Raw genomic sequence first — 12,730 nt, 5'->3', positions numbered from 1 at the left:
ACGAGGTTGTCCCGCAAGTGGCAACCTCGTTTCTATTGAGATAAACTTTGTAAACCTGACTTATACCATCTTGAAACCTTCGAGGAATTTGGTATTGAAGTTTCCTGCGCGGAAATCTTCATTCCTCATCAGTTGCTGATGGAAAGGAATGGTTGTTTTCACTCCTTCGATCACATATTCACTGAGGGCGCGGCTCATGGTGTTGATGGCTTCCTCACGTGTACGTGCAACCGCAATGATCTTTGCGATCATAGAATCATAATAAGGAGGGATCACATAACCGGCGTACACATGCGAATCGATGCGGATACCGTGACCGCCGGGCTGATGCAGCGTAGTGATGCGGCCGGGGCTCGGACGGAAATCGTTATAGGGATCTTCGGCATTGATACGGCACTCGATGGCATGCATCTGGGGCTCGTAGTTCTTTCCGCTGATAGGCTCGCCCATAGCGATCTTGATCTGTTCCTTGATGAGATCGAAGTTGGTCACTTCTTCTGTAACGCAATGCTCTACCTGGATACGTGTGTTCATTTCCATGAAGTAGAAATTGCGATGCTTGTCAACCAGGAACTCGATAGTGCCCACACTCTCATAACCGATTGCGGAAGCAGCTTTGATAGCCGCATCGCCCATGCGCTGACGCAGTTCTTCAGTCATGAAAGGAGATGGAGACTCTTCCACCAGTTTCTGGTGACGGCGCTGAATGGAGCAGTCCCGCTCACTGAGATGACAAACTTTTCCGTAGCGGTCGCCTGCGATCTGGATCTCGATGTGACGGGGCTCTTCCACGAATTTCTCCATGTAGATGCCGTCATTCTTGAAAGCAGCGCCGGCTTCCACTTTGGCAGTATTGTAGTTATGTTCCAGATCTTCTTCTTTGAATACCACCCTCATACCTTTACCACCGCCACCGGCAGTAGCTTTGAGGATGATGGGATAGCCAATGTCTTTCGCCATGGCCTTGGCTTCTTCGAGGCTTTCGAGCAGACCTTCACCACCGGGAACCACGGGTACGCCTGCGCGGATCATGGTTTCTTTGGCAGTGATCTTATCTCCCATGGAGCGGATCTGATCAGGAGTGGGTCCGATGAATTTGATATTATGTTCACCGCAGATCTCCGCAAAGCGGGCATTCTCGGCCAGGAATCCATATCCCGGGTGGATGCCATCCGCATTGGTGATCTCGGCTGCGGCCATGATATGTGCGATGTTCAGATAACTGTCGGCACCGGCAGGGCGGCCGATACAAACAGCTTCATCTGCAAACTTAACGTGCAGGCTGTCTTTGTCTGCGGTGGAATAAACAGCTACGGTTTTGATACCCATCTCACGACAGGTACGGATCACCCGCAGGGCTATCTCTCCACGATTAGCGATTAATATCTTTTTAAACATGCATTCTTTTTGAAAATTTGACAAGCGAAAAAACCTTATCAGGCAGGTTCAACGAGGAACAGCGGCTGATCGTATTCAACCGGTGAAGCGTCGTCCACCAGGATTTTCACGATTTTACCGGATACTTCGCTTTCAATTTCATTGAAGAGTTTCATTGCCTCGATAATGCAGACTACTTTACCGGGAGCAATTTCTGAGCCTACTTCTACAAATACAGGTTTGCCGGGGGCCGGGCTGCGGTAGAAAGTTCCTATCATCGGGCTCTTGATAGTAATGAGGTTGTCTGCGGCGGGTTCTGCAGCTTTGGTTGCAGGAGCTGCTGGGTTTGATGCGGCGGCAGGCTGGGGTGCAGCTACTGCAGGTGGAGCATAGGCAGGCATGGCAGCATGCACAGGGGCAGCAATTACGTTCTGGGCTGGTTCTTCTTTCTGCTTGATGGTCAGCTTGAATCCTTTCTCCTCGATGCTTACTTCGCCGATGTTGGATTTGTTGATCATCTTGATCAACTCCTGAATTTGTTTAAAATCCATCTGAAAATAATTTTTTTTGACGGTTATTTCGGAAAAACAGGCGGCTAAGATAAGGCATTGTGAACTAATAATACCCAATTCGCCTATAAAATAGCGGCAGGCCCGTTATAACAAAAAGCCACCTCTGAAAGCGAGGCGGCCTCTGTAAATCTGTTATTTAGGAGTTATTCCTTTACGCGTTCCACGTATTCTCCGGTTTTGGTATTCACCCGGATCAGTTCACCTTCATTCACGAAGAGAGGAACGTTCACGGTAGCACCGGTTTCAACCGTGGCAGGTTTCAGGGTACGAGTGGCAGTATCTCCTTTAACACCTGGCTCTGAGTAAGTTACTTTCAGAACGATCTTGTCTGGCAGTTCCACGCTCATGGGCTGCTCGGTTTCTGTATTGAACAGGATAGAAACCTCCTGTGATTCCTTCAGGAACTGGGGAGCGTCTACCAGGCTTTCAGCAACAGCGATCTGTTCGAAAGTCTCGTTGTCCATGAAATTATAACCTGTATCATCTTTATAGAGGTACTGGTAATCTTTCCTTTCAACCCGAACAGGATGGATGTTATCACCTGAGTTCCAGGTTTTTTCGATGCTGCGGCTATTGTCAACACCTTTTAGTTTAGCCCAAACCTTCGCGGCTGCGCGGGCGGTTTTGTTTTCACCGAATTCCACCACGGTGTAAAGGCTGCCATCCAGTTTGATGATCATACCGCGGCTGATATCTGATGTAGTTGCCATAATACTAAGTAAGTTTTGAATGATGCGTCTCTGAAAGGAGGCAAAACTACAGCAAAAAGCTTACCCGGCAAAGAAGAGCGGAAGCATTTCCTTCCGCTGTTTTTCATGGCTAATCAGTGGTCTTTTTCGTTTTTATCACAATGGCATTTGTAGCAGTTTTCCCGGTAGCCTCTTTAACTCGGTCCGCACCTTTGATGATATCCACGGACATGATATTGCTCCTGTTGCTTTTCACAAAAGCGTTTGCATTCTCACAGCCCATCTCTTTGTCATCGATAATAATAATGGCATTCAGTAAACAGAGATCATCATCGAAGAAATTTTTCTTCTTTTGTTCAACAACTATTCCGGCTGCTGCTTTTGTAGTGACCACTATCACGCCATCCTTTGCTCTGTCACCATATTTATCGGTTGCAGTACTGCCTTTCAATATATTCACCTGGGCAATGGTTTCAGGCGGGATGCTGCCCAGTCCACCCTTCGGAATGATCTTTCCATCAACAACGATCAGCGGGTCATTGTCAGTATCAGACTTTATTCTGAAGGTGGATTCATCCTTCAGCGTGACAGTTGACTTATCATCTTTCTTCACACCATATCCGACCACTACCACTTCATCATTGGGATTTTTTCTGCTCCTTTCGGCAACACCCGCTTTTGAAGTTGCCCTCACACCAACAGCAGTGACCTTAACCATCTCTCTCTCTTCAGCTACAGGTTTCACCACGAAAAGTGGTTTGGTTGTCTTCTCCCCTGTTCCTTCAACAGTTACAACACGTTCCTCTATCATTACCCCTTTCTCATTTTCATTTGCAGGAGGCCTGGGTGGAGCAGGCGGAGCTGGTGGCGCAGGCGGTGTTGGTACTGATTTCCATGAATCAGCGGGAGGAGGAGGTGGTGGTGGAGGCGTTGAGATCTTTCCATATTTCTTTTCGAATGCCTCTTTCTGTTTGGGATCGCTCAGATCAAATTTCTCTACCGTGCCATCCTTCAGGCGAACAGTTACCAGGTTATTCTTTTTGTGAATATCGATGCGTTCGATATTGTCTGTTTTCTTTTGGGTACTGTATCGTGAATGGGCTTTACTGCCTGAAAGCGAAGGGTATCACCATCGGCAAGCGCGATAAATGAATCCCTCTCAACAGCAGTATCGGCAAAGATCTTTTCAGCAATGAGGCCGGAAGGCGAAGGCAGGTCCAAACGTGTAACGCTCCTGAACGCCAGCAGTAATACGGCCAGCACGGGAACGATCAGCACGAAGCGCAGCAGGTGCACGCTTGCACTCGTTTTCTTATTCATCATGACAATTCTTTTTTTGAGGGATGATAGATTGAAGTTATTCGCAACGGAAAAGGACGACATCCCCGTTACTTTCAGCAGCATGTACTGGTATTGCTTCCTGTCGATCCCATTGGCCAGTACCTGGTGATCGGCTATGAATTCCAGGTTCTGCCTGATGGCATTGCGAAGAAGCCATGCGAAAGGATTATACCAGTTGATGATGCACAGCAGTTCCCCCCACATCATATCTAGACTGTGACGCTGCTTCACATGAATGAATTCATGCCGCAGGATCTCCCGCAACTCAGCTTCAGTATGCAGGTGCTTGTTGAGATAGATGGAACGGCCAAAAGAGAACGGAAGGATACGCTTATCCACATGATAGAGCCTGGCTTCGTCGTCTGCCAGCAAAACCGCTCCGGACACGGCTTTTCTGAGACTCCAATATTGCCAGCAAAATCGCGCGGCCATAATGATACTACCTGCAGCCAGCACCAGCCCTCCAATGAAAGCAGGATCAGACCAGATGGATCTTTCCTGCAATTCAAAACGGAATGAGTATTGCTCAAGTACGGGGATAGCCCTGAGCCAGGCTTTATCATCCCCCTGGTGAAGCAGACCGGTAATATCGATGAAAGGAACTAAATATGCCATCGCAGGATATACCAGCAGAAAGAGCCGGTTCCAGCGATAGAAAGTGAGCCTGCGCAATAAGAGCCAGTAAAAGAACCAGGTAACGGCCAGGCCTATACTAAGTTTAAGAATGAAATCCATTGGAATGATTTATCAGGTTACTTACCTTCGATCAGTTTCAGAATATCTTTCAACTCCTCCGGGCTCAGTTGCTTCTGGTCCACGAAGAAATTCACCAACTCCTTATAAGAGTTATCGAAATAATTCTTCACCACACTATTCATGAATTTCTTTTTATACTCCTCCCCGCTGATAGCAGGAAAGTATAAATAAGTATTACCTGCCAGCCTGCTCTCCACATAACCTTTCTTCTCCAGGTTCTTAACCGTGGAGGCCAGTGTAGTATAAGGAGGCTTCGGCTCTTCCAGGTGATCCAGCAACTGCTTTACGCTGCCGCTGCCGGCTCTCCAGACAGCCTTCATGGCTTCCTCTTCCTGGGGCGTTAATTTTTCCATCTCTACGAAGTTTTCGTAAACCTACGAAATATTCGTAGACTACCAAAGTTTTTTCCGGTTAATTTTGGGAATTGGTCTAATCAATTAAATATGTCACTCTTATGAAACAATGGGTCCTTCTCCTCTGCACCGCGTTCATCACCACCATGGTCATGGCGCAAACACCCAATGAACCGCCCTACAAACGTTTTCCTTCCGTTCCGCCGCTGCAGTTACTAATGAAAGACAGCAGCATCTTCACAAAAGACAAAGTGAAGAAACAACCACTGATCATTATGTATTTCAGTCCGAGCTGCGATCATTGTCAACACCAGATGGAAGACCTGATCAAAGACATGAGTAAATTCAACGGGACACAGATTGTGCTGGCCACTTACCAGCCCTTCGAAGAAATAGATGAGTTCTACAATAAATACCAATTAAGCAAGTATCCCAATATCACTATTGGAAGAGACAGCAAATACCTGCTGCCGCCTTTTTATAATATCCGCAGCCTGCCTTACCTGGCGCTGTATAATAAGAAAGGCGATCTGCTTACCACATTTGAAGGGAACGTGAAAGTGGCAAAGCTGGTACAAGCCTTTAAATAACTACCCCAACTTCCCTACCTTTGCCCTCGCAAACATTGAATCACATTATAAAAAATTGTTTTCAGATGAAAGTAACTGTTGTAGGCGCCGGCGCCGTAGGTGCAACCTGTGCCGATAATATCGCCCGTAAGGAACTGGCCACAGAACTGGTATTGCTGGATATCAAAGAAGGACTGGCAGAAGGAAAAGCACAGGACATGATGCAAACCGCCACCCTCCTGGGCTTCGACACCAGGATCACTGGCAGCACCAACGATTATTCAAAGACTGCCGGCTCTGATGTGGTGGTGATCACTTCAGGTCTTCCCCGCAAACCAGGTATGACCCGCGAAGAACTGATCGGTACCAATGCCGGTATTGTAAAGAATGTATGCGAGAATATCCTGAAACATTCTCCCAATGCCATCATCATCGTGATCAGCAACCCGATGGACACCATGACTTACCTGGCGCTGACTGCAACAGGCCTCCCAAAGAACCGTATCATCGGAATGGGTGGCACACTGGACAGCTCACGCTTCAAATATCAACTGAGCCAGCACCTCAACTGCAGCCCTTCTGATCTGAATGCAGTAGTGGTTGGCGGTCATGGCGACACTACCATGATCCCTCTGATCCGCTTCGCTACCTGGAACAGCGTTCCTGTTACCAACTTCCTCAGCGAAGAACAACAAAAACAAATCGTTGCCGACACAATGGTTGGTGGTGCCACCCTCACCAAACTGATCGGTACTTCTGCATGGTATGCACCTGGCGCTGCCGGAGCTGCACTGGTGGAAAGCATCGTGCGCGATGAGAAGAAACTCTTCACCTGCTGCGTATCGCTGGAGGGCGAATACGGTCAGAAAGATATCTGCCTGGGTGTGCCTGTTACAATCGGCCGCAATGGTTGGGAGAAGATCGTTGACTTCAAACTGAACGCGGAAGAGCAGGCTTTATTCAACAAGAGTGCTGATGCCGTAAGAAGCATGAACGATGTGTTGAAAACACTCTAATCTGTTATTATATTTTTTGTGGAGCGCGTATCATTCATGATGGTACGCGTTCTTTTTTTGCAGTTTATCGCAATGGGGGGCTTGATGCGGGCTGTAAAACAAACCGGCGCGGGAGGATATTTATTGGGCTATTGCTAGGTTTGATTGAGGAGTAGTACTGGGCCGGGCTTTATCGCTTTTGTTTTGAAGGCCCGCATCAAGCCCCCATTGCTCACTTCCCCGATAGTGCAGCACCAATGAGGCACTGTTTATCGATACGCTGAATTAATCAGAACATAATATTTAACACAGGTACACTTCACCGTTATACACCAGCGAGATCTAACCTGGATCTTATTCATTGCAGGCATTCTTCTCAATTCATTTTGCTCATTTCATCCGGCGTATCAAAACTCACACAATGCTTCCAGCAATGCGACCTGGCGGCATTTAGTAACAACATATCATATCATTTCCTTCCCTTAACCTCATCGCGTTCCACCCTGAAGCGTTTTGCTTAATACTGAGTATCTGTAGCCGTTCTTGCATCTGGCTTATTTCACCTGTATTGATTCTCGCTCAGTCGAACCTTGAATTGATCTATCAGCAATGATGCGATCTCAAACACCCATTGCCTCCTTCCATCCGCACTGATGCGTCCGCGGTCCATGCGGCGAGTGTTATGAAAATTCAGGCCCTGGAAACATAAGCGAAGAAGTTCCTCCATGCACTACTGCCCCATCTCTCCAACCACAGCCCATCAAAAATCCTCCCGCGCCGGTTTGTTTCCCAGACTGAATTTTTATAACCCGAGCCGCGCTGCTCATCCGTCAAAAAGCGGCATTCATCATAAATATCTGCCTATTGGTGTGTGGAGATAAAAAAATATTGAAATTTTGTCCTCTGCTGGAAATCCATTTCGTCATTAGCCTGAAAGCAAGCATTGTTTCAATTTAAAAAAACTGATTATGAAAGAGTTTATGTTCATTTTCACAGGCCCCACTTACGACGAATTGAATATGAGTGCGGAAGAAGCGCAGTCGCAGATGATGAAATGGTTCAGCTGGATGGATGATCTAAAGGCAAAAGGACTGTATGTGGAAGGCCGTCCCCTGCTGCCCGACAGCAAGCGGTTGACAGGTGTGAACAAGGTAGTGACCGATGGCCCCTTCGCTGAAAGCAAGGAACTGGTAGGCGGCTACCTGATTGTGAAAGCAAAAGATTTCAAACAGGCCGTTGAAGCAGCCAAAGGTTTCCCTGATTTTGAGTTGAACGGAACAGTGGAAGTACGGGAATGCGTGGACCTCACCGGCCAGTATAATGATTAAAACAATTGCCATGGAAAGGGAAACAGCTCCGATACGCCGATCAGTAAACTCCTATGGTATGACAGGAAAAATGCTGAACTGGTTTGAATTACCGGTGTCCGATTTTCAGCGGGCAAAACAATTCTATGAGCAGATCCTGAACATCAGGATGGATACTGAAGATGCAGGCGCATACAAGATGGGCTTTTTCCCTTTTCAAAATGGCAAACCTGCAGGATGTATCACGCATGGTTACGGATGCATTCCCGATAATACCGGCACACTTATTTATTTGAATGGCAATCCTGATCTCTCCATTATTCTGGCAAGGGTGGAAGCGGCAGGCGGAAGGATACTGCTTCCCAAAACCGCTGTGGGAGCCAATTTCGGATACTTCGCCCATTTTGAAGATACAGAAGGAAACAAAGTGGGCCTTCACTCTGAGAACTGATCATTCATGTCTGCATCATCTCCCCATCAACTGGTAGATCACCTGTTCCGCCATGAAGCGGGCAGAATGACTGCCGTACTCACCCGCATCTTCGGTACAGAAAACCTCTGCGTTGTGGAAGATGTGGTGCAGGATGCTTTTGTAAAAGCAGTGCAGACATGGAGCTTCAAAGGCGTTCCGGAAAATCCAGCCGGATGGCTCATGACCGTTGCCCGCAATAAAGCGCTGGATATCGTAAGGCGCAATCATAATTTCCGTCATATTTCCCGCGAACTGGCCGGACATCTGGAACAGATAACCGAACAACAGATTGAGCAACTGTTCCTCGATCATGAAATTGCCGACAGTCAGCTACGCATGATCTTCGCCTGCTGCCATCCTGCTCTCAACGAAGAAGACCAGGTAGCCATGACGCTCAAAATAGTGAGCGGTTTCAGTGTTACTGAAATTGCCAAAGCCCTGCTGATGCAGGAAGCCGCGGTACAGAAAAGATTATACCGCGCGCGAAAAACACTGGAGGAAAACAACATTCCGCTGGAGATCCCCTCAGGTGCGGCTTTGGAAGCAAGACTGGATATTGTATTACTGGTGATCTACCTGCTTTTCAATGAAGGATACAATTCCCAGAAATCGGATGAGCTGATCCGGAAAGACCTTTGCGTGGAAGCGATCAGGTTATGCTTCCTGCTCACAGAACATGCAGCCGGTAAGAAACCGGTTGTATTCGCTTTGTTATCGCTTATGTGTTTCCAGGCATCCAGGTTCGATAGCAGGATGGAGAATGGAGACACCATCATTTTGTTGCAGCACCAGGACCGCAGCCGCTGGGACCAGGACCTGATCGGTAAAGCTTATCAATTCCTCAATCACTCTGCACAGGGATTGCAACTCACCGTGTACCATATCGAATCTGCAATTGCAGCGGAACATGCGCTCGCCGCCAGTTTCGAAACCACCAACTGGGTGCGCATGTTGAAACTATATGATCTGCTGGCTGCACAGAAACCTTCTCCCATCGTATTGCTTAACAGGGCTGTAGTAAAGGCGCAGCTTGAATTGTACGGTCAGAGCCTGGAAGATATCTGGAACATAAAGAACATTGAAGGTTTACTGGCATCGCAATATATCTACAGTGCAGTGCTGGGAGATATTTATCTGCGTGCAGGAGAAAAAGCATACGCGAATCAATACCTCACGCAGGCATGGGAGATGACACAAAGTATTGCAGAGAAAAAACTCATCGCGCAGAAAATAGAAAAATGTAATTGAACCGGGGTCATTTTCTCCCCAATCTTTCTTTCACTTTCTCATACACAGATTCCGGAGAAGTCAGCTCCATGCATTTGAAATGCTTCTTTGGGCATTTATCATACCCGATCTTGGAACAGGGGCGGCAGCCCAATCCCTTCACTTCCATGATATCGAACATGGAAGGCGCGCCGGGGGCTGCTTTCGGATAATAAGGATACATGCCGAACTCGGGAACGGTATTACCCCAGATAGAGATCACAGGTTTGCGGAAGGCCGACGCAATATGCATCAGGCCTGTATCATTGGAGATGATCAGCTTTGCCCTGCGCACCAGGTCGGCCGATTCATTGATATTGAATTTGCCGCAGGCATTGTAGATCTTCACGGGATCGGGCGCAGCAATGGCATCGCCCTCTTCTCTGTCTTCTTTCCCTCCCAGTAACATAATCGGGTGGTCGATGATGGAGCACAACTCTTTCAGTTTGTGCAACGGATATTTTTTCGTGTTCAGCGCAGCGCCGATCACTACGCCAATGTATCCTGCATGGTGCGAAGCAGGAATATCCTCTTCCTTCACCTGGTCCTTTTCAGGAATAAAGTAATCCAGGCCCTGTCCGTCATTTTTGATATTGAAAGATTTCAGCGTATCGAGATAACGGTCCACGATATGTACATCGGGCATGCGGTTGATCTTGAAACTGGTAAGCAACCATTTTTTGATATTGAGCTTATCAAAAGAAAAGGATTGCTTGTCGAGCCCCCGTTTCACGCGCAGCGTACGCAGGTTATGATGCAGGTCTATCACGTAATCGAAATCCTCGTCCTGCAATTTATTGATCACTGCATCGAGGTCATTCTCCAGCGTGTGGATCTTATCGATATAAGGATTGGCTGCCAGTACAGGCAGGAATGTCTTCTTGGTCAGGTAATGCACTTCAGCAGTGACTGCCTGTTTTTTCAGGCAGCGCACCACAGGGGTGGTCAAAACAATATCACCGATAGAAGAAAATCGAACGATCAGAAACTTCATTGATTCAAAATTAAGACAGGAGCCTTTACCGGCGCCTTATCACTCTTCCACAAAATTCAGGTCTTTCCCGAAAGTCTCTTTGGTCATGGCCGCTGCAATCAAAGTTACTGCCATCAGGATGATGGCTGCATACATGCCGCCCTGCACATATCCCAGGCCTTCAATTCCACGCAGCCATTTGAAGAGCGGGATGATAGCAATGGCAAGCAGACCGCGCACCATATTTGGAATAGTGGTGGCAGCAGTAGCGCGCAGGTTGGTACCGAACTGCTCCGCTCCCATGGTTACGAAGATGGCCCAGAATCCGGTGCCAAAGCCCAGTCCGGCGCATACCCAGTACATGGCGGATGCAGTACTGTTCCAGAGAACGGTAAAGTAGAGCACCATAAAGAAGATCGTGATGCCATAAAAAAGGAACAATGCCTTTTTTCGGCTGCGGAACCATTGGCTCACAAACCCGATGATGATATCACCGGCAGAGATGGCTGCATAGGCGAACATGATCGCTTTGCCGGAGTCCACTTTTTCTTTTATACCGAAATGTTCTGCAAATTCTTTGGAGAAGGTAACCAGTACGCCGATCACGAACCAGGTGGGTAACCCGATCAGGATGGCGAGGATATATCTTTTGAGGCGATCGCCATTGGTGAAGAGCATGAAGAAACTGCCCCGTTTCACATTCATCTTCTTTACTTCATTGAACATGCCTGATTCAAATACGGAGATACGAAGAAGCAGCAATGCCAGTCCGAGACCGCCGCCGATGAAGTAACAGGTCCGCCAGTGAAAATTCTCTTTTACAATAAAAGCGACCACGGCTCCGGTCAAACCGATACCTGCCACCATGGAAGTGGCAATGCCTCTTTTTTCTTTGGGAGTCATTTCAGAAACCAGGGTGATGCCGGCCCCAAGCTCACCTGCCAGGCCAACGCCGGCTATGAAACGAACCATCGCATATTGGTCTACGGTAGTAACAAGTCCGTTCGCTATATTGGCCAGTGAATACAATATGATAGATCCAAACAATACGCTGAGCCTTCCTTTTTTATCGCCGAGCATCCCCCAGAGGATCCCGCCGATAAGCAGCCCTCCCATTTGCCAGCTGATGATGCTTTCGCCGTCAGTGGTGAGTTGCTCGGGAGTTAATCCCAAAGAGGTGAGGCTTTCCACGCGGATGATACTGAACAGTAACAGGTCATAGATATCTACAAAATAGCCGAGGGCGGCAACAATCACTGTTACATTGAAAATAGAATTGGATTTGGGTTGCATAGAGCTTAAGCAGGTGTTTGTGGTGGTTCGTTTGGTTTCCTTTTACTGAAAAACAATTTATATACAACGGGAGCAGTAGTAACCAGAACGATACCGATCACGATCACTTCCAGGTGTTCTTTCAGATCGAACTGGAACCAGTCCAGGATCCATTTCTGCAGGAAGTGTCCGGCAAACAACATACTGAATACCCAGGCCAGGCAGCCAACGATATTGTAGTAGTTGAATTTCTTTTTGTCCATTTGCACAATGCCTGCTATGATGGGCGCAAATGTGCGGATGATGGGGAGGAAACGGGCCACCACAATGGCGCCGCCGCCATGTTTCTCATAGAAGTCGTGCGCATCATGGAGGAATTTCTTCTTGAAGAAGAAGCGGTCCTTCCAGTGGTACATGGCCGGACCAACCTTTTTACCTGTCCAGTACCCGACCATATTTCCGAGGATACCGCAGATGGATATGAGTAGCCATAGCACAATGAGATCTACATATTCGTTCCTCACCTGTTCCATGCCGAAGAGTTTGAGGAACTGGTGTGTGATGCCGGGCTCCCCTGGCTTGAGCTCATGCGCATAGATGCCGGCAACAAACAGAAGGGAATCCCCTGGCAGGAAGAAGCCGGCAAAGAGACCGGTTTCAGCAAACACCACAAAGAGGAGTAACCACAGACCGCCGTTCTCGATATAGAATTGCGGTTGCAACAGTTGGGACCACGTAAAATCTAACAGGATCAAATGCATAGCTGTTACTTGTATTGTTTAAGCAAG

The 12,730-nt window shown here is 47.8% G+C and carries 14 protein-coding genes; 5 read left to right on the top strand and 9 right to left on the bottom strand.

The window, feature by feature from the left end:
* Positions 1-60: 60 nt before the first annotated feature.
* The 6 genes from accC to FSB84_RS13380 form a co-directional block, all read right to left on the bottom strand.
* Entirely contained in the window at positions 61-1,398 is a 1,338-nt protein-coding gene (gene accC, locus FSB84_RS13410; protein ID WP_130544437.1) for an acetyl-CoA carboxylase biotin carboxylase subunit, read from the bottom strand.
* Positions 1,399-1,436: 38 nt separating this feature from the next.
* A complete protein-coding gene (accB, locus tag FSB84_RS13405) occupies positions 1,437-1,928 on the bottom strand; it encodes an acetyl-CoA carboxylase biotin carboxyl carrier protein (RefSeq protein WP_130544438.1) in 492 nt (163 codons plus the stop codon).
* A 164-nt stretch (positions 1,929-2,092) separates the two neighbouring features.
* A complete protein-coding gene (gene efp, locus FSB84_RS13400) occupies positions 2,093-2,659 on the bottom strand; it encodes an elongation factor P (protein ID WP_130544439.1) in 567 nt (188 codons plus the stop codon).
* A 109-nt stretch (positions 2,660-2,768) separates the two neighbouring features.
* Positions 2,769-3,449, bottom strand: coding sequence for a TonB-dependent receptor plug domain-containing protein (locus FSB84_RS13395; protein ID WP_147122167.1), 681 nt, complete (start codon positions 3,447-3,449; stop codon positions 2,769-2,771).
* 212 nt (positions 3,450-3,661) lie between these two features.
* Positions 3,662-4,714, bottom strand: coding sequence for a M56 family metallopeptidase (locus FSB84_RS13385; protein ID WP_147122165.1), 1,053 nt, complete (start codon positions 4,712-4,714; stop codon positions 3,662-3,664).
* A gap of 17 nt (positions 4,715-4,731) precedes the next feature.
* Positions 4,732-5,088: a BlaI/MecI/CopY family transcriptional regulator gene (locus tag FSB84_RS13380; RefSeq protein ID WP_130544441.1), complete on the bottom strand. Its 357-nt coding sequence runs from the start codon at positions 5,086-5,088 to the stop codon at positions 4,732-4,734.
* Between the two features lie 101 nt (positions 5,089-5,189).
* On the opposite strand from FSB84_RS13380, the gene FSB84_RS13375 reads away from it, so the two are divergent.
* The 5 genes from FSB84_RS13375 (at position 5,190) to FSB84_RS13355 (ending at position 9,679) form a co-directional block, all read left to right on the top strand.
* Positions 5,190-5,678, top strand: a complete 489-nt coding sequence (locus FSB84_RS13375; protein WP_130544442.1) for a TlpA family protein disulfide reductase — start codon at positions 5,190-5,192, stop codon at positions 5,676-5,678.
* 65 nt (positions 5,679-5,743) lie between these two features.
* On the top strand, positions 5,744-6,673 hold the full coding sequence (gene mdh, locus FSB84_RS13370; RefSeq protein WP_130544443.1) for a malate dehydrogenase: 930 nt from the start codon (positions 5,744-5,746) through the stop codon (positions 6,671-6,673).
* 947 nt (positions 6,674-7,620) lie between these two features.
* Complete coding sequence (locus FSB84_RS13365) at positions 7,621-7,980, top strand: YciI family protein (protein ID WP_130544444.1); 360 nt, start codon at positions 7,621-7,623, stop codon at positions 7,978-7,980.
* Between the two features lie 10 nt (positions 7,981-7,990).
* Positions 7,991-8,410, top strand: a complete 420-nt coding sequence (locus tag FSB84_RS13360; RefSeq protein WP_207234356.1) for a VOC family protein — start codon at positions 7,991-7,993, stop codon at positions 8,408-8,410.
* Between the two features lie 6 nt (positions 8,411-8,416).
* Entirely contained in the window at positions 8,417-9,679 is a 1,263-nt protein-coding gene (locus FSB84_RS13355) for an RNA polymerase sigma factor (RefSeq protein WP_130544445.1), read from the top strand.
* Between the two features lie 7 nt (positions 9,680-9,686).
* On the opposite strand, the gene FSB84_RS13350 is transcribed toward FSB84_RS13355, so the two are convergent.
* From FSB84_RS13350 to FSB84_RS13340, 3 genes are read right to left on the bottom strand one after another with little or no spacing between them, the layout of a single operon-like run.
* Complete coding sequence (locus FSB84_RS13350; RefSeq protein WP_130544446.1) at positions 9,687-10,691, bottom strand: glycosyltransferase family 9 protein; 1,005 nt, start codon at positions 10,689-10,691, stop codon at positions 9,687-9,689.
* 39 nt (positions 10,692-10,730) lie between these two features.
* The gene (locus FSB84_RS13345) at positions 10,731-11,963 is read right to left on the bottom strand and encodes an MFS transporter (protein WP_130544447.1); all 1,233 of its coding nucleotides are present in this window, start codon (positions 11,961-11,963) and stop codon (positions 10,731-10,733) included.
* Between the two features lie 5 nt (positions 11,964-11,968).
* Positions 11,969-12,703: a DedA family protein gene (locus FSB84_RS13340; protein ID WP_130544448.1), complete on the bottom strand. Its 735-nt coding sequence runs from the start codon at positions 12,701-12,703 to the stop codon at positions 11,969-11,971.
* Positions 12,704-12,730: the final 27 nt, after the last annotated feature.

Origin of the sequence: Pseudobacter ginsenosidimutans (genome assembly GCF_007970185.1) — a bacterium.
Lineage (GTDB): Bacteria > Bacteroidota > Bacteroidia > Chitinophagales > Chitinophagaceae > Pseudobacter > Pseudobacter ginsenosidimutans.
Note: the sequence above shows the minus strand (reverse complement) of the source record. Positions and strands in the feature narration are given on the sequence as shown.